General features: G+C 74.7%; 19 protein-coding genes. 7 read left to right on the forward strand and 12 right to left on the reverse strand.

Annotation, left to right across the window (positions count from 1 at the left end; genetic code table 11):
* Positions 1–30 precede the first annotated feature (30 nt).
* Together LPA27_RS11005 and LPA27_RS11010 are read left to right on the forward strand one after the other, a co-directional pair.
* Positions 31–1341 (forward strand): DUF445 domain-containing protein, encoded by a 1311-nt coding sequence (locus LPA27_RS11005; RefSeq protein ID WP_082503047.1) that lies wholly within the window; start codon positions 31–33, stop codon positions 1339–1341.
* A 49-nt stretch (positions 1342–1390) separates the two neighbouring features.
* Positions 1391–1639 (forward strand): RNA-binding S4 domain-containing protein, encoded by a 249-nt coding sequence (locus LPA27_RS11010; protein WP_228942459.1) that lies wholly within the window; start codon positions 1391–1393, stop codon positions 1637–1639.
* Positions 1640–1684: 45 nt separating this feature from the next.
* On the opposite strand, the gene LPA27_RS11015 is transcribed toward LPA27_RS11010, so the two are convergent.
* Positions 1685–2848 carry a lactate 2-monooxygenase gene (locus LPA27_RS11015; protein WP_200919044.1) on the reverse strand — a complete coding sequence of 388 codons (1164 nt, stop codon included), beginning with the start codon at positions 2846–2848 and terminating at the stop codon, positions 1685–1687.
* Between the two features lie 22 nt (positions 2849–2870).
* Entirely contained in the window at positions 2871–3239 is a 369-nt protein-coding gene (locus LPA27_RS11020) for an FKBP-type peptidyl-prolyl cis-trans isomerase (protein WP_228942460.1), read from the reverse strand.
* A 205-nt stretch (positions 3240–3444) separates the two neighbouring features.
* Here LPA27_RS11020 and lepB point away from each other — a divergent pair, with 205 nt between their 5' ends.
* Positions 3445–4236: a signal peptidase I gene (gene lepB, locus LPA27_RS11025; RefSeq protein WP_056903820.1), complete on the forward strand. Its 792-nt coding sequence runs from the start codon at positions 3445–3447 to the stop codon at positions 4234–4236.
* A 38-nt stretch (positions 4237–4274) separates the two neighbouring features.
* Here lepB and LPA27_RS11030 read toward each other — a convergent pair whose 3' ends face one another.
* From LPA27_RS11030 to LPA27_RS11050, 5 genes are all read right to left on the reverse strand, one after another.
* On the reverse strand, positions 4275–4706 hold the full coding sequence (locus tag LPA27_RS11030; RefSeq protein WP_228942461.1) for a CBS domain-containing protein: 432 nt from the start codon (positions 4704–4706) through the stop codon (positions 4275–4277).
* 73 nt (positions 4707–4779) lie between these two features.
* Positions 4780–5706, reverse strand: a complete 927-nt coding sequence (gene hisN / locus LPA27_RS11035) for a histidinol-phosphatase (RefSeq protein WP_056864081.1) — start codon at positions 5704–5706, stop codon at positions 4780–4782.
* A gap of 78 nt (positions 5707–5784) precedes the next feature.
* The gene (gene rsgA / locus LPA27_RS11040; protein WP_056903822.1) at positions 5785–6795 is read right to left on the reverse strand and encodes a ribosome small subunit-dependent GTPase A; all 1011 of its coding nucleotides are present in this window, start codon (positions 6793–6795) and stop codon (positions 5785–5787) included.
* 16 nt (positions 6796–6811) lie between these two features.
* Positions 6812–8128 (reverse strand): 3-phosphoshikimate 1-carboxyvinyltransferase, encoded by a 1317-nt coding sequence (gene aroA / locus LPA27_RS11045; RefSeq protein WP_416383241.1) that lies wholly within the window; start codon positions 8126–8128, stop codon positions 6812–6814.
* A 38-nt stretch (positions 8129–8166) separates the two neighbouring features.
* Positions 8167–8709 (reverse strand): DoxX family membrane protein, encoded by a 543-nt coding sequence (locus tag LPA27_RS11050; RefSeq protein WP_228942462.1) that lies wholly within the window; start codon positions 8707–8709, stop codon positions 8167–8169.
* A gap of 85 nt (positions 8710–8794) precedes the next feature.
* On the opposite strand from LPA27_RS11050, the gene LPA27_RS11055 reads away from it, so the two are divergent.
* From LPA27_RS11055 to rsrA, 4 genes are all read left to right on the forward strand, one after another.
* On the forward strand, positions 8795–9568 hold the full coding sequence (locus LPA27_RS11055; RefSeq protein WP_228942463.1) for an SOS response-associated peptidase: 774 nt from the start codon (positions 8795–8797) through the stop codon (positions 9566–9568).
* Between the two features lie 7 nt (positions 9569–9575).
* Complete coding sequence (locus tag LPA27_RS11060) at positions 9576–10211, forward strand: alpha/beta family hydrolase (protein WP_056903824.1); 636 nt, start codon at positions 9576–9578, stop codon at positions 10209–10211.
* A gap of 172 nt (positions 10212–10383) precedes the next feature.
* Positions 10384–11025: a sigma-70 family RNA polymerase sigma factor gene (locus tag LPA27_RS11065; RefSeq protein WP_056903825.1), complete on the forward strand. Its 642-nt coding sequence runs from the start codon at positions 10384–10386 to the stop codon at positions 11023–11025.
* Complete coding sequence (rsrA, locus tag LPA27_RS11070; protein ID WP_056903826.1) at positions 11022–11318, forward strand: mycothiol system anti-sigma-R factor; 297 nt, start codon at positions 11022–11024, stop codon at positions 11316–11318. The genes LPA27_RS11065 and rsrA overlap by 4 nt, the downstream gene beginning before the upstream one ends.
* 37 nt (positions 11319–11355) lie before the next feature.
* On the opposite strand, the gene LPA27_RS11075 is transcribed toward rsrA, so the two are convergent.
* From LPA27_RS11075 to LPA27_RS11090, 5 genes are all read right to left on the reverse strand, one after another.
* Positions 11356–12774 carry an amidase family protein gene (locus LPA27_RS11075; protein WP_228942464.1) on the reverse strand — a complete coding sequence of 473 codons (1419 nt, stop codon included), beginning with the start codon at positions 12772–12774 and terminating at the stop codon, positions 11356–11358.
* Between the two features lie 77 nt (positions 12775–12851).
* Entirely contained in the window at positions 12852–12926 is a 75-nt protein-coding gene (locus tag LPA27_RS19395; protein WP_369759046.1) for a 50S ribosomal protein bL37, read from the reverse strand.
* Between the two features lie 90 nt (positions 12927–13016).
* The gene (locus tag LPA27_RS11080) at positions 13017–13403 is read right to left on the reverse strand and encodes a thioesterase family protein (RefSeq protein ID WP_056864088.1); all 387 of its coding nucleotides are present in this window, start codon (positions 13401–13403) and stop codon (positions 13017–13019) included.
* Positions 13403–13918 carry a GNAT family N-acetyltransferase gene (locus LPA27_RS11085; RefSeq protein WP_082502822.1) on the reverse strand — a complete coding sequence of 172 codons (516 nt, stop codon included), beginning with the start codon at positions 13916–13918 and terminating at the stop codon, positions 13403–13405. The genes LPA27_RS11080 and LPA27_RS11085 overlap by 1 nt, the downstream gene beginning before the upstream one ends.
* A complete protein-coding gene (locus LPA27_RS11090; protein WP_228942465.1) occupies positions 13919–15622 on the reverse strand; it encodes an acetolactate synthase in 1704 nt (567 codons plus the stop codon).
* Between the last annotated feature and the right edge of the window lie 14 nt (positions 15623–15636).

Raw genomic sequence — 15636 nt, forward strand, 5'->3', positions numbered from 1 at the left:
CGGCGGGGGTAGGTGAGAATCGTGCACGAGATGACGACACCGACGAGCACCGCCACGTCTGAGGCCACCGGCTCCGGCCCCTCCGGCCTGCCCCTGCCCGCCGTCGACCCCGGCGCCGACGCCCTGCGCCGCCAGGGCCTGCGCCGGATGCGGGTGGTGGCCGGCTCCCTGCTGGCCTTCGCGGCCGTGGTCTACGTCCTCACGCTGGGCCAGGACGGCTTCTGGGGCTTCGTCAACGCCGGCGCCGAGGCCTCGATGGTCGGCGCCATCGCCGACTGGTTCGCGGTGACCGCGCTCTTCCGTCACCCCCTCGGCCTGCCGATCCCGCACACGGCCCTCGTGCCGCGACGCAAGGACGAGCTCGGCAAGGGCCTCGAGGAGTTCGTGGGGGAGAACTTCCTGCAGGAGTCCATCGTGCGCGAGCGGATCGGCGCCGCCGAGGTCTCGGCGCGCGTGGGGCGGTGGCTCTCCGACCCCGACCACGCCCGGTCCGTGGTCGACGAGGTCTCCGAGGTCGTGGCGACCGGTCTGGCGAAGGTCAAGGACGAGCACGTGCGCGCCGTGGTCCAGGACGCGCTCGTGCCCCGCTTCCACGAGGAGCCGATCTCGCCGTTGCTGGGCAAGCTGCTGGAGGAGGTCATGCGCGACGACCTCCACCACGGCGTCGTCGACCTGGTCCTCGACGAGCTCCACGGCTGGCTGCTGGAGAACCCCGAGACCGTCTCGCAGGTGCTGGAGGAGCGAGCGCCCTGGTGGGCCCCCCCGAGCATCAACGAGAAGATCACCGGGCGCATCCACCTCGAGCTGGTGCGCTGGGTCGCGGACATCCGCGACGACTCCGAGCACCGGGCCCGTCGGGCCCTCGACTCGATGCTGGTCCAGCTGGCCCACGACCTCCTCGACGACCCCGAGACCCAGGAGCGCACCGAGCGGCTCAAGGACCGCCTGCTCGACCAGCCGCAGGTCGTCGCGACGGCCGTGTCGCTGTGGGACGCCCTGCGTCGCGTGCTCACCGCGTCGCTCCAGGACCCCCAGGGGGCGGTGCGGGAGCGACTGCTGGCCGAGGTGGCCCGCTTCGCCCGGCGCCTGGGCGAGGAGCCCGACCTGCGCGCCTCACTCGACTCGACGATCGCCGATGCCGTCGTGTTCGCCGTCGACCGCTACGGCGACGAGGTGACCACCATCATCTCCAGCACCATCGCGCGCTGGGACGGCAAGGAGGCCGCCGACCGCATCGAGCTGCACGTGGGGCGCGACCTGCAGTTCATCCGGATCAACGGCACGGTCGTCGGCGGGCTCGTCGGCGTGCTGATCCACGCCGTGAGCGTGCTGATCGGCTGACCTGCGGGGCCCGGGCGGTCCGGGCGGCGGCGGGTGGTTGACTGACGTCGTGCCCGAGCCCGTCGACGTCCCCATCCGTGACCAGGTGATCCGGCTCGGACAGTTCCTCAAGCTGGCCGACCTGATCGACAGCGGGGCCGAGGCCAAGGAGGTCGTCGCGGCCGGCGACGTGCTCGTCAACGGCGAGGTCGACACGCGTCGCGGGCGCCAGCTCGTGGCCGGTGACGTGGTGGAGCTGCGCGGCCGGGCCGCGCGCGTCGCCGACGGGGGCGCCTTCGACGACGGCCTGCCCGGGTAGGACCCTGGTGGGACGGGAGGAACGCGGCCTGCGCCGCGCCCCGGGTCAGGCCCGCACGACGCAGTGCGGTCCGAGGTCGGCCAGGGACGACCACCCCGCTCCGGCCAGGGTGAGGTCGAGCTCGGCCAGCAGGGAGCGCAGCACGTGCTCCACCCCGGCCTGCCCGCCGAGAGCGAGGCCGTAGAGGTAGGGCCGCCCCAGCAGCACGGCCTCCGCGCCCAGCGCGAGGGCCTTGAGCACGTCGGGCCCCGAGCGCACCCCGGAGTCGAAGAGCACGCACAGGTCCGACCCCACGGCCTCGGCGATGGCGGGCAGCACGTCGAGGGAGGCCACCGCCCCGTCGACCTGGCGCCCGCCGTGGTTGGACACCACGATGCCGTCCATGCCGTGGTCGCGGGCCAGCCGCGCGTCGTCGACGTGCTGGACGCCCTTGAGCACGATCGGGCCGGCCCACCGCTCGCGCAGCCAGGCCAGCCGGTCCCACGACAGACCGGGGTGGGGGAAGACCGAGGCGAAGGCCAGGCCCGCGGCGCCGGGGTCCTCGGACGCCGGCCGCTCGAGGCGGCGGGTGAAGACCGGGTCGCTGGTGTAGTTGGCGATGCCCTCGCCGGCCAGGAACGGCAGGTAGCCGCGGTCGAGGTCGGCGGGCCGCCACCCCAGCAGGGTGGTGTCGACGGTGACGACCAGGTGGGTGTACCCGCCGCGGTGCGCCCGGTCGAGGAAGCTCTCGCACAGCTCGGGGTCGGAGGGCCAGTAGAGCTGGTACCACCGGCTCCCGTCGCCGGAGGCCCCGGCGGCCTCCTCCAGGGAGTGGCTGGCCTGCGTGGAGTGCACGTAGGTGAGCCCCAGGGCGGTCGCCGCCCGCGCGCTCGCCAGCTCGCCGTCGGGGTGGGCGAGGGTCTGCACCCCCACCGGGCCGAGCAGCACCGGTGCGGCCATCGACGTGCCCAGCACGGTGGTGGCGAGGTCGCGCCGGGCGTGGTCGCGCAGCATCCGCGGCACGATCCGCCACCGCTCGAAGGCGGCCACGTTGGCGCGGGCGGTGGAGCCGCCGCCCGCGCTGGGCACGACGTAGCCCAGCGCGGCCGGCTCCAGCACCTCGGCGGCCCGCGCCTCCAGCCCCGCGAGGTCGGTGGTGATCGCGGGGGTCTGGCCCAGGAACATGCCCTGGGCGTAGATCGCGGTCTGGTGGTCGCCGAAGTGCGTCACGGTCGCCGGTGGCGCGGGGTCGTCAGGAGACCGCGAGCAGGTCGACGACGAAGATCAGCGTCTCGCCCGGCTTGATGACCCCGCCGGCGCCCCGGTCGCCGTACCCGAGGTGCGGCGGGATGACGAGCTTGCGCCGACCGCCCACCTTCATGCCCTGCACGCCGGTGTCCCAGCCGGAGATGACCTGGCCGATGCCGAGGTGGAAGCGCAGCGGCTCGCCGCGGTTGTAGGAGGCGTCGAACTCCTCGCCGGTGGAGTGGGCCACGCCGACGTAGTGCACGGAGACGGTCTGGCCGGCGGCGGCCTCCTCGCCGTCGCCCACCGTGAGGTCGGTGATCTCGAGGTCCTTCGGCGGCTCGAAGTCGGGGAAGTCGATCTCGGGCTTGTCCATGGTGCTCGGTGTCCTCTCGGTGACCTGGTGGCCGGCCCGGTCGGACCGACCGTGGGAGCCTAGCCACCGCGTGTCCCGACCGCGTGCACCGACCGCGCCACAGGTGCGGGGGACCGTAGGGACACCGGGGTAGGGTCGCGGCGCGCAGGCAGCAGCCGCGCGGCACCGGAAGGACCCCGCGAGGCGGGACCGAGAGGGGTGGGCCGTGGCCCAGCACGACGAGCACGGCGCGAGCGACGGCGCCGACGCCCCCGACGGCGCCGACGCCTCCGGGCCGGCCCGCCGTCCCCGGCGCCTGCCCGTGTGGCAGGAGTCCATCCTGCTGCTCGTCATGGCCCTCGCCCTGGCGCTGGTCGTCAAGACCTTCTTCGTGCAGGCCTTCTACATCCCCTCGGGCTCCATGGAGCCCGGACTCGTGCTCAACGACCGCATCCTCGTGCAGAAGGTGTCCTACTGGGGTGGCGGGGACCCCGAGCGCGGCGACGTGGTCGTCTTCGAGGACCCGGGCGACTGGCTCGGCCCGCAGGAGGACGTCGGCCCCGGCAACACCTTGACCTCCGTCATGAGCCGCATCGGTCTCTACCCCACCGGCGGCCACCTGGTGAAGCGCGTCATCGGCGTGGCCGGCGACGTCATCGTGTGCTGCGACGACGACGGCCGCCTCACGATCAACGGCGTGCCGCTCGACTCCTCCGACTTCACGCGCAACCGCGCCGACTGCGACGGGCCCATGGTCAACCAGTGCCGCTCCGACTGGGAGGTGGGGCCGGTCCCGGAGGGCAGCGTCTTCGTGATGGGCGACCACCGTGACGACTCCGCCGACTCCAGCTTCCACATCTGCCGCAACCCCGACACCGGCTGCGAGGAGGGCGACGAGTACGTCCCCACCGACCTGGTCGTCGGGAAGGTGCTCGCACGGGTCTGGCCCGCCGACCGGTTCTCGGTGCTGCACCGCCCCGAGGCCTTCGACGACCTCGACCGGGCCCTCCAGGACTGAGCCCGGCGTCACCGGGCCGCGGCCGGAGCAGGTCCGGGTCAGGCCTGGTGGACGTAGCTGTCGAGCTGGTCGCGCTCGAACTCCAGCTGACCGATCTTGTGCTTCACGGCGTCGCCGATGCTGACGACGCCCACGAGGCGGCCCTCCGCGACGACGGGGACGTGCCGGATCCGGCGCTCGGTCATGGTCGCCATGAGCGCGTCGAGGTCGTCCTCGGGGGTGCAGGTCTCCACCACGGCGGTCATGATCGCGCCGACGGTGTTGTCCACGACCGTGCCGTCGGAGTGGAGGTGGCGCACGACGTCGCGCTCGCTGACGATGCCGTCGAGCGCGGTGCCGTCGGAGCTGACCACGACGGCTCCGATGTTGTGCTCGGCGAGCAGGGCGAGCAGGGTGCGCACCCCTGCGTCGGGTGCGACGGTGACCACGGGGGCGGGGGCCTTGGCGGCCAGGATCTCGGCGACGTGCATGCGCTCTCCTCGGGTCGGCGTGAGCCGACTCTACGAGTGACGCAGGTCACCTGGCCAGGGCCGACGGTCGGGCCTACTGGTCGTAGACCGGGCCGTCGTCGGCCACGCGGGCGCGGCGCACCCGCAGGTCGGAGACCGACCCCGGCCCCGAGCGGGGCCAGTCGGGGTCCTCGGTGCCCTCGGGGTCGTCGCGCAGCGAGGCCAGGAACGACAGCGCCGGCTCGTGGAGGTGTCCGTTGGAGGCCAGGGCGTTGCCCCCGAAGGGGCCGTCGGTGCCGTCGAGGGCGGTGAAGCGGCCGCCGGCCTCGCGCACGATCACGTCGAGGGCGGCCATGTCGTAGACCTCGAGCTCGGGCTCGGCGGCCAGGTCCACGGCGCCCTCGGCGAGCAGCATGTAGGACCAGAAGTCGCCGTAGGCCCGGGTGCGCCAGCAGCGGCGGGTCAGCGCGAGCATGTCGTCGAGGCGACCGCGCTCCTCCCAGCCCGAGAGCGAGGAGTAGGACAGCGAGGCGTCCTCGAGCCGGCGCACGTCGGAGACCTGGCAGCGGGTGGCCTTGAGCAGGCTCCGACCGGTCCACGCGCCGTTGCCGCTGGAGGCCCACCAGCGTCGCTGCAGCATCGGCGCCGAGACCACCCCGAGCACCACCTCGTCGTCGACGACCAGCGAGATCAGGGTGGCCCACACCGGCACGCCGCGCACGAAGTTCTTGGTGCCGTCGATGGGGTCGATGACCCACCGGCGCTGGCTGTGACCGGTGGAGCCCTGCTCCTCGCCGGTGATGGCGTCGCGGGAGCGCACCTTCGACAGGGTGCGCCTGATGCTCTCCTCGACGGCCTGGTCGGCGTCGGTGACCGGGGTGAGGTCGGGCTTGCTCATCACGTGCAGGTCGAGCGCCTTGAAGCGGTCGGTGGTCAGCGAGTCGGCGTCGTCGGCGAGCACGTGGGCCAGGCGCAGGTCGTCGGTGTAGTCGCGGTGCGCGGTGTCAGAGGAGGTGGCCACGGGGGACAGGCTACGGTCCGGCGGCGTGCGGGGGTGCCGCGACCACGCCACCGGCCCCCGGCGAGGGTTGCGGGGCGCTCACCAGTCGTGGTGGCTGCGGGCCGCCAGCAGCCGGCGGAACGACTCCACGCGCTCGACGTCGGCCTGCCCGGCGGCCACCGCCTCGTCGAGCCCGCACTCCGGCTCCTCGGTGCCGTGGGTGCAGCCCCGGGGACAGTCCTCGGTCATCTCGTCGAGGTCGGGGAAGGCCTCGATGAGGTGCTCGGGCTCGACGTGGGCCAGGCCGAAGGAGCGGATGCCGGGGGTGTCGATGATCCAGCCGCGGTCGTCGGGGTCGCCGGGGTCCGACGGCGGGAGCGCGAGCATGTACGCCGAGGTCGAGGTGTGCCGCCCGCGGCCGGTGACGGCGTTGACGTGGCTGACCGCGCGCCCGGCGTCGGGCACGAGCGCGTTGACCAGGGTCGACTTGCCCACGCCGCTGTGGCCGACCAGCACGCTGGTGCGCCCGGCGAGACGCTCGCGCAGCACGCCGACGTCGCCACCCCGCTGCGTGACGACCCACGGCACGCCGAGGGCGCGGTAGGTGGACAGGAAGGCCTCGGGGTCGGCCAGGTCGGCCTTGGTCAGGCACAGCAGGGGCGCCATGCCGGCGTCGTAGGCCGCGACGAGGGCGCGGTCGACCAGGCCGGTGCGCGGCTCGGGGTCGGCCAGGGCCACCACGACCACGAGCTGCTCGGCGTTGCTGACGATCACCCGCTCCACCGGGTCGTCGTCGTCGGCGGTGCGGCGCAGGGTGGTGAGCCGCTCGGTCACCTCCACGATGCGGGCCAGGCTGCCGTCGTCGCCCGAGGTGTCGCCCACGACCCGCACGCGGTCCCCGACGACCACGCCCTTGCGCCCGAGCGGGCGGGCCTTCATGGCCATCACCCGGTGCTCGTCGACGAGGAGGGTGAAGCGACCCCGGTCGACGGTGACGACCCGTCCGTCCACGGCGTCGTCGTAGGAGGGCCGCTCCTTGGTGCGGGGGCGGGTGCGGCGCCGTGGGCGCTCGTAGTGCTCGTGGTCGTGCTCGGAGTAGCGCCCGCTCACGCCGCGGCCCCCCGGGTCACCGGAAGAGGTCCGACCAGAAGCCGGCGAAGTCGGGGAAGGTCTTGCCGGTGGTGGCGACGTCCTCCACCAGCACACCGGGCACGGCCGCACCCACGATCACCGCGGCGTGGGCCATGCGGTGGTCGGCGTAGGTGTGGAACGTGCCGCCGTGCAGCGGCGCCGGGCGGAGCGACAGCCCGTCGGCGTGCTCGCTCACGTCGGCGCCCAGCGCCGTCAGCTCGGTCGCCAGGGCCGTGATCCGGTCGGTCTCGTGGTGGCGGATGTGGGCGATCCCGCGCAGGTGGGAGGGGGTCGTGGCCAGCGCGCAGAGGGCGGCGACCGCCGGGGCGAGCTCGCCGACGTCGTGCAGGTCGTGGTCGATGCCCAGCAGCGCCGTGGGACCGGTCACGCGCAGGCCGGCACCGCCCAGCTCGACCTCGCAGCCCATCAGGGCCAGGATCTCGCGCAGCGCGTCGCCGGCCTGGGTGGTGCGGCGGGGCCAGTCACGCACCGTCACCGTGCCGCCGGTGACGGCGGCGAGGGCCAGGAAGGGCGCGGCGTTGGACAGGTCGGGCTCGACCGTCCGGTCGACCGGGGCCACCGGTCCGGGCGCGACGCGCCAGCGGTCGGGCTCGCTGTCGTCGACCTCCACGCCGTGCTCGCGCACCATCGCGACGGTCATCTCGATGTGGGGCAGCGACGGCACCGGCTCCCCGTCGTGGCGCACGTCGACGCCGCGCGTGTAGCGCGCCCCGGCGAGCAGCAGGGCACTGACGAACTGCGAGGACGAGGAGGCGTCGAGGAGCACCGTGCCGCCGCTCACGGCGCCGGTGCCGTGCACGGCGAAGGGCAGCGCCCCGCGGCCGCCGTCGTCGATGTCGGCGCCGAGGGCGCGCAGCGAGTCGAGCACCCCGCCGACCGGGCGGGTGCGCATGTGGGGGTCGCCGTCGAAGGTGACCGTGCCGTCGGCGAGAGCCGCCACCGGGGGCACGAAGCGCATGACCGTGCCGGCCAGGCCGCAGTCGACGTGGGCCGGGCCGTGCAGGTCGCCGGGTGTCACGGTCCAGTCCTCGCCGGTGGTGTCGACCCTGGCGCCGAGGCCGGTCAGTGCCGCCGCCATGAGGGTCGTGTCGCGCGAGCGCAGGGCGCGGCGCACGACCGACGGGCCGTCGGCGATCGCGGCGAGCAGCAGGGCGCGGTTGGTGATCGACTTGCTGCCCGGGAGCGACACGACCGCCTCCACCGGGCCGGTGGCGCGCGGAGCGGGCCACAGGTCGGTGGGGCGGTCGGGTGCGGTGCGGTCGTCGGCGGCCTCGTCGGGGGTGGTCCTCACCCGCGTGAGACTACCGAGACCCGGTGTCGCTGCCTCGGTCAGGAGACCTTCGCCTTGGCCACGCGGGCCTCCTGGCGCGCCGCGGTCGCGATCAGCTTGGCCTGGTGCTTGGCCTCGCGGCGGGTGTCCTTGGCGACGCGGCGCGCGCGGTAGGCCACGCCGGGCTGTCCGTCGGTGTCGCCGGCGGCGATGATGAGGCCGCCGATGAGCGAGAGGTTCTTGAAGAACTGCAGCGTGTGGGTCTGCTTGGCGGCAGGGTCGGTCTCGGACCAGAAGGCGTGACCGGCGATGGTGGTCGGCACCAGGGAGGCCGCGAGGACGCCGGCGCCCAGGCGGGGGGCGCGACCGGTGGCCAGGGCGAGCGCGGCGCCGATCTGCACGCCGGCGTTGAGCTTGACCAGGGTCGCGGTGTCGGTGGGGATGGGAGCGCCGGGCACGGCCTTGCGCACGGCGGGCACGACCCGGTCGGTCACGCGGGCCGCCTTGGGGGCCAGGGCGGAGGAGTTGCGCAGCGCGGTCTGGGCGCCGTAGACGACACCGGCGGCGAGGAGGGGACGGGCGATCAGTCGGCTCAGGCTCATGGGCCCTTCCTACCGCACCGTCGCCGCCCACGTCCTCACCCCGAGGGTGGCGGCCGGAGCCGGGGGAGTGCCTACAGTGAGCCCCATGTGCGGCAGGTACGCGTCGAGTCGACGCCCCGAGGACCTGGTCGACGAGTTCGAGGTCGCCGACGCCCTGCTGGCCGCGCCCCTCGACCCCGACTGGAACGTCGCGCCCACCAAGGAGGTCTACGCCGTGCTCGAGCGCCCGGCGAAGGAGGACCGCCCGCAGGTGCGCCAGCTGCGCGCGCTGCGCTGGGGGCTGGTGCCGTCGTGGGCCAAGGACCCCGCCATCGGCAACCGCATGATCAACGCACGCATGGAGACCGTGGCCGAGAAGCCCGCCTACCGCCGCGCCTTCGCCGCGCGTCGCTGCCTGCTGCCCGCCGACGGCTACTACGAGTGGTACGCCACCCGTGCGACGTCGCCCGCGGGGAAGGCGCGCAAGCAGCCCTTCTTCATCCGCCCCCGTGACGGCTCGGTGCTCGCCATGGCGGGTCTCTACGAGATCTGGCGCGACCCCGACCGGGCCGACGACGACCCCGAGCGCTTCCGCTGGACCTGCACCGTGCTGACCACCGCGGCCGAGGACGCCCTGGGCCACATCCACGACCGGATGCCCCTGATGGTGCCGCGGGAGCGGCGCGACGCCTGGCTCGACCCCTCCGGTGGCGGTGCGGGTGACCCGCGCGACCTGCTCGTGCCGGCCGCCCCGGGCGAGCTCGAGGCGGTCGCCGTCTCGACGCTGGTGTCCAACGTGCGCAACAACGGCCCCGAGCTGGTGCGACCGCTGCCCCTCGAGGACGTGCCCGACGACCTGCGCGAGCAGGACGGCCGGTGACGCGTCGGTGACGAGGACCGAGCGGCGGATCGCGACCCCGCACGGCGAGGCCAGGCTGGTCACCGACCGCGCCCGCAAGCCCCGCGCGAGCCTGCTGCTCAGCCACGGCGCGGGCGCGGGCATCGACACCTGGGACCTCGAGCTGCTGGCCGACCGGCTGCCGCGACGAGGCTTCACCGTCGTGCGGCTCGAGCAGCCCTGGAAGGTCGCGGGCCGCCGGATCGCCACGCCGCCCCCGACGCTCGACGAGGGGCTGGTCGCGGGGGCCGACGCCCTGCGCGGACGCGTGCCCCTGCTCGTTGGCGGCCGCTCGGCCGGGGCGCGCTCGGCGGCACGCTGCGCCCGGGGCCTGGGCGCGGTGGGGGTGCTGGCGCTGTCGTTCCCGCTGCACCCGCCCGGTCGCCCCGAGCGCTCGCGCCTGCCGGAGCTGCGCGGGGCCAGGCTGCCGTTGCTGGTCGTGCAGGGCGAGCGCGACCCGATGGGCCGCCCCGAGGAGCTGCCCCCCGACGTCGAGACCGTCGTGGTGCCCGGTGGTGACCACGGACTGAAGGTGCCGGCCCGCGCGGCGCTGGACCAGGAGGAGGCGGGTGAGCTGGTCGTCGACGAGGTCGTGGCCTGGCTGGGCAGGGTCGTGCGGGGCTGAGCCTCCCCGCGGCCGCCGCGAGGCGGCCCCGCGGGTGGAACCGAGCGTCGGCAGGGGGAATGGGCGGCAGGGGCGGGGCGTTCCACCCGACGTGATCGCACTTCTGGAACCTCCCGCCACGCGGCCGTCCCGCGACCCGCGGCCTACCGCCGAGGGCCTAGTCTGGGACGCGATGACCGACACCTTCGAGAGCCCGGCCGATGCGCCGGTCGACCTCGCCACCGAGACCGAGACCGAGCGTTCCGCGCGCTTCGAGCGCGACGCCCTGCCCTTCCTCGACCAGCTCTACTCGGCCGCGATGCGCATGACGCGCAACCCCGCCGACGCCGAGGACCTGGTGCAGGAGACCTTTGCCAAGGCCTACTCCTCCTTCCACCAGTTCAAGCCCGGCACCAACCTCAAGGCCTGGCTCTACCGCATCCTCACCAACACCTTCATCAACACCTACCGCAAGAAGCAGCGCCAGCCGCAGCAGTCGATGTCGGAGGACGTCGAGGACTGGCAGCTGGCCCGTGCGGAGTCGCACAGCTCCACCGGGCTGAAGTCGGCCGAGACCGAGGCGCTGGAGCACCTGCCCGACTCGCAGGTCAAGGACGCCCTGCAGCGCCTGCCCGAGGAGTTCCGCCTCGCGGTCTACCTCGCCGACGTGGAGGGCTTCGCCTACAAGGAGATCGCCGAGATCATGGAGACGCCGATCGGCACCGTGATGTCGCGACTGCACCGCGGCCGTCGCCAGCTGCGCGACATGCTCACCGACTACGCCCGCTCGCGCGACCTCACCGCAGCGGCTCGCCTCGAGGGGGAGAAGGCATGACGCAGGAGCACGCCGGGCACGACCACGCCGGCCCCGAGGAGGTGTCGGCCAGCGACTGCGCCGACTACCTCGAGCAGATCGTCTACTTCATCGACAACGAGCTCGACGCCGCCGACTGCGCCGCCGTGCAGGTGCACCTCGACACGTGCAACCCGTGCCTGGAGAAGTACGACCTCCAGCGCACCGTGAAGCAGATCGTGGCCCGCTCCTGCTCGGAGTCGGCGCCCGACGAGCTGCGTCAGCGCGTGATGCTGCGCGTGCGCGAGGTCCAGCTGCGACTCAGCGGGTCCTGAGCCACCTGCCCCACCGGCCCGAGGGCCGTCGACCGGCTCACACCCAGGGCGCGTACGCCGGCTCCGGCAGCGGACCGCTCGCGCGGTCGCGCGCGGCCTCGTAGCCCGCGCCCACCTCCAGCAGCGTCCGCTCGCTGCCGGCGGTGCCCCAGAAGGACACCGCGACGGGCAGGCCGGCCGCCAGCTCGGTCGGCACGGTGAGCAGCGGGTAGCCCGCGATCGCCGTCGGCCCGCTGCACGAGCCGGGGAAGACCTCGGGGTTGACCAGGTCGATCGGGCCGGCCGGGGCGTAGGACGGCGTCACCAGCGCATCGAGGCGGTGCTCGCCCAGCACGTGGTCGATGCCCTCGGTGCGGGTCGCCAGCAGGTTGCGCCCGCGGGCGGCGCGGTGCTCCGCGCCACCGACCTGCGGCGCCTTGAGCGCCCGCTCGAGCAGCGACTGGCCGAAGTGCGCCAGCTCCGTGCCGGCGTGGGCGGTGTTGAACGCCACGAGCTCGGCCAGGCTGCGGGGCACGTCGCCCTCGCGGGTGGCGAGGTAGGCCTCGACGCCGTGCCGGAACTCCGCGAGCAGCACGAGCAGCTCGTCGGCGCCCACCTGCTCGCTGCGGGCGTCGAGCCCGCTCAGGTCGGTGCCGTCGACGATCTCCGCGCCCTCTGCGGCCAGCAGCGCCACCGCGCGCTCCGCGGCGGCGTCGGCGTGGGGGGAGTAGCCCCAGTAGGTCGCGCGCGGCACGCCGATCCGCTTGCCGGCGAGCCGGCCCGGCACCGCGTGGGCGGCGTGCGGGTCGCGCGTGGTCGCGCTGAGCACGTCGAGCAGGGCCGCGGCCTGGGCCACCGTGCGGGTCAGGGGGCCGGGGGAGTCCTGGGAGGCGGCGATCGGCACCACCCCGCGCGTGGGCACCGCACCGACGGTGGGCTTGAGGCCGACGCAGCCGTTGAAGGCCGCCGGGCAGGTGATCGACCCGTCGGTCTCGGTGCCGACGGCGAAGTCGGCCAGGCCGGCCGCCACGGCCGCCCCGCTGCCGGAGCTCGACCCGCCGGCCGACCGGTTGAGGGCGTGGGGGTTGCGCGTCAGGCCGCCGTACGCGCTCCAGCCGGAGGTCGACGACTCGTCGCGGAAGTTGGCCCACTCCGAGAGGTTGGTCTTGCCGAGCACGACCATGCCGGCCGCGCGCAGCCGCTCGACCAGGTCGGCGTCGCGGCGCGGCGGTGGTGCGTCGGCGAGCGCCAGCGAGCCGGCCGTGGTGGGCAGGTCGTGGGTGTCGACGTTGTCCTTCACCAGCACCGCCTGCCCGTGCAGGGGCCCGCGCGAGCGGCCCGCCGCGGCCTCGGCGTCGAGGCGGGCCGCCTGGGCGAGGGCCTCGGGGTGGGGGGTGCAGACGGCGCGGACGAGGGGGTCGACCTCGGCGGCGTGAGCGAGCAAGCGCTCGACGCCGGCCTGGGAGGAGTGGTCCATGCCGCGATCCTGCCGGACCCCGAGAAGCAACGAACCCCCGGCCGGAGGCTCGGGGGTCCAGTGCACGGTGCCTGCGCTCAGGCGTTGGGGCGCTTGCCGTGGTTCGCGCCCTTCTTCTTGCGAGCGCGGCGCTTGCGGCCGGTCTTGCCCATGGTGTTCTCCTCGTCGAATCGGTGGCGACCCGTCGAAGGGCCAGGAGGCAGTCTCTCAAACCGTGCGGCGCCGGGGAAATCGGGTCCGTGTCACAGCCTGGACAGGAAGCGCTCCGGGTCGACCACGACCCGCGTCACCTCGCCCGAGGCGAGGACCTTGCCGACGGGCTCGCCGTCGGGACCCAGGTGACGCGCCGAGACGGCGAGGCGGTGCAGTCGCCCGTCGGCGTAGGCCGAGGTCGCGCTGACCCGCACCCGGCGACCCACCGCCGAGGCGGCCAGGTGCTCCAGCGACACCCGGGTCCCGACGCTCGTCGACCCGGGCGCGAGCACCGGCTCGAGAGCCGCGCACGTGGCGGCCTCGCACCACGCCAGCAGGCGGGGCGTGGCGAGCACGGGCAGCGAGCCCGACCCCAGCGAGGCGGCGGTGTCGTCCTCACCGACGGTGAAGTCGAGCTCGGCGTGCAGGGTGGTCATCAGGGCTCCAGTCGGTAGGCGATGAGGTCGACCTCGGGCAGCGGGCGCCAGTCGCGCCCGGGGTCGCGCACGAAGCCCAGGGTCTCGTAGAGCCGGTGCGCGGTCGTCATCGCGGTGAGGCTGGAGATGACCACGGCCCCTGCGCCGAGCTCGCGGGCCCGGTCGACGGCGTGACGCACCAGCGCCCGCCCGACCCCGCTGCCGCGGGCGGCCGGGTCCACGGCCAGCATCCGGAACTCCCCCTCGCCGTCGCGGGCCACCTCGCGCCACGGTGAGCCGGGCGGGCACACGGTGACCGACCCCAGCACGCGCCCGGCCGGCCCGACGGCCACCCAGAGCTCGGCCTCACGGTGCCGCGGGCCGGCGTCGCCCAGCCGCGCGACGTAGGGGTCGTCCGGCCCCCGCGTGAAGGGGGCGTACGCCGCGAGCGTCACCTCGCCGACGGCCGGCAGGTCCTCGTCACGGGCCCGCCGCAGCGCCCAGTGCGGCCCGGGCCCCGCCGCGTGGCCGGCCACTCAGATGCCGAAGGTCGCGCGCGGGTAGGCCGCGTCGACGTCGGTGATCACGTTGACCAGGTAGGGCACGCCGGAGGCGAAGGCCCGGTCGAGCGCCGGCCCGATCTGACGCGGGTCGGTGACCCGCTCACCGGCGCCGCCGAGGGCGCGCACGACCTCGTCGTACCTGGTCTGCGGGGCGAGGTCGGCGGCCACGTCGTAGCCGTAGAGCATCTGCATCGGGCCCTTCTCCAGCCCCCACGCGGAGTTGTTGCCCATGACCATCACGACCGGCAGTCCGTGGCGCACCAGCGTGTCGACGTCCATCAGCGAGAAGCCGGCCGCGCCGTCGCCGAGCAGCAGCACGACCTGGGCCGAGGGCCGGGCGATCCGTGCCGCGATCGCGGCGCCCAGCCCGGCGCCCAGGCAGCCGTAGGGCCCGGGGTCGAGCCACCCGCCGGGGCGCTGCGGCTCGACGAACTTGCCGGCGAAGCTCACGAAGTCGCCGCCGTCGCCGATCACGACGGCGTCGTCGGCCAGCCGCGGCACGAGCTCGCCGTAGATGCGGGCGGGGTGGATGGGGTCGGCCTCGGCGCCGAGGAGGGCCCGGTCGCGCTCGGTGGCGCCGCGCACGGTGTCCTGCAGCCCGCCCACCCAGGCGCTGCGGTCGGGGCGGTCGTGGCGCTCGAGCGCAGCGAGCAGCCCGTCGAGCACCGAGGTCAGGTCGCCCGAGACCGACGCGGCGAGATCGGCGTGGGTGGAGACCTGCCCGGCGGAGTCGGCGACGTGCACGACCCGCGCCGGGGTGGCGCCGTCCTTGCCGCCGAAGACGCCGTAGCCGAGACGGAAGTCCAGCGGGGTGCCCACGACGACCACGAGGTCGGAGCCGCCGAGCGCGGCGCCGCGGGCCTTGGTCACCAGCAGCGGGTGCCCCCCGGGCACGAGCCCGCGGCCCATGCCGTTGGTGATGGCGGGCAGGCCCGCCTCCTCGACCAGCCGCAGGGCCGCCACCTCGGCACGGTCGGCCCACACGTCGGTGCCGAGCACGAGCACGGGGCGCTCGCTGGCGGCCAGCAGCGCCGCGATCCGGTCGATCGCGTCGGTGTCGGGAGCCGCACCCCGGCCCGCGCCGACCGTGGGCAGGGAGCCCGACGCGGAGGCGAAGAACTCGTCCATCGGCACGTCGACGAAGACCGGGCCGCGGTGGCTGGACCCCGCCGCGCTGAAGGCCTCGTGCATGCCGCCGAGCACGTCGCCCGCGGTGGGCAGGGTGCGCGCCAGCTTCGAGACCGACGCGACGATCGGCGGCTGGTCCAGCTCCTGGAGGCTGCCGCTGCCCCACCGGTTCTGCGGGGCCCGGCCACCGACGACCACCATGGGGGAGCCGGCGAACTGCGCCTGGGCGATGGCGCTCACGCCGTTGGTGACGCCGGGCCCCGCCGTCAGCACCGCCAGGCCGGGCACCCGGGTGAGCTTGCCCGTGGCCTCGGCCGCGAAGGCCGCGGTCTGCTCGTGGCGCACGTCGAGCAGGCGCATCGGCGGGTCGGCCTTCACGGCCCCGTCGTACATGGGGAAGACGTGCGCGCCCGAGAGCGTGAACATCGTCTCGACACCGTGGGCTCGGGCCACCGCCACGGCGAGCTGGCCGGCGTGGCCCTCGAGGTGGCCCTCCGGGTGCGCGTCGGGGCTCGCGGGCTGCTGCGGGTCGGGTGTGGTCTGCGTCATGCCCGCAGGTTACC

This window comes from Nocardioides sp. Leaf374 (assembly GCF_916862475.1).
GTDB classification, from domain to species: Bacteria; Actinomycetota; Actinomycetes; order Propionibacteriales; family Nocardioidaceae; genus Nocardioides; species Nocardioides kribbensis.

Bases quoted from the DNA above. Each gene is read 5' to 3' on its own strand.
- LPA27_RS11005 (WP_082503047.1), top strand. From the start codon at position 31: ATGACGACACCGACGAGCACCGCCACGTCTGAGGCCACCGGCTCCGGC.
- LPA27_RS11020 (WP_228942460.1), bottom strand. From the start codon at position 3,239: ATGGACAAGCCCGAGATCGACTTCCCCGACTTCGAGCCGCCGAAGGAC.
- LPA27_RS11030 (WP_228942461.1), bottom strand. From the start codon at position 4,706: ATGCACGTCGCCGAGATCCTGGCCGCCAAGGCCCCCGCCCCCGTGGTC.
- LPA27_RS11050 (WP_228942462.1), bottom strand. From the start codon at position 8,709: ATGAGCCTGAGCCGACTGATCGCCCGTCCCCTCCTCGCCGCCGGTGTC.
- LPA27_RS11055 (WP_228942463.1), top strand. From the start codon at position 8,795: ATGTGCGGCAGGTACGCGTCGAGTCGACGCCCCGAGGACCTGGTCGAC.
- LPA27_RS11065 (WP_056903825.1), top strand. From the start codon at position 10,384: ATGACCGACACCTTCGAGAGCCCGGCCGATGCGCCGGTCGACCTCGCC.
- rsrA (WP_056903826.1), top strand. From the start codon at position 11,022: ATGACGCAGGAGCACGCCGGGCACGACCACGCCGGCCCCGAGGAGGTG.
- LPA27_RS11075 (WP_228942464.1), bottom strand. From the start codon at position 12,774: ATGGACCACTCCTCCCAGGCCGGCGTCGAGCGCTTGCTCGCTCACGCC.
- LPA27_RS11080 (WP_056864088.1), bottom strand. From the start codon at position 13,403: ATGACCACCCTGCACGCCGAGCTCGACTTCACCGTCGGTGAGGACGAC.
- LPA27_RS11090 (WP_228942465.1), bottom strand. From the start codon at position 15,622: ATGACGCAGACCACACCCGACCCGCAGCAGCCCGCGAGCCCCGACGCG.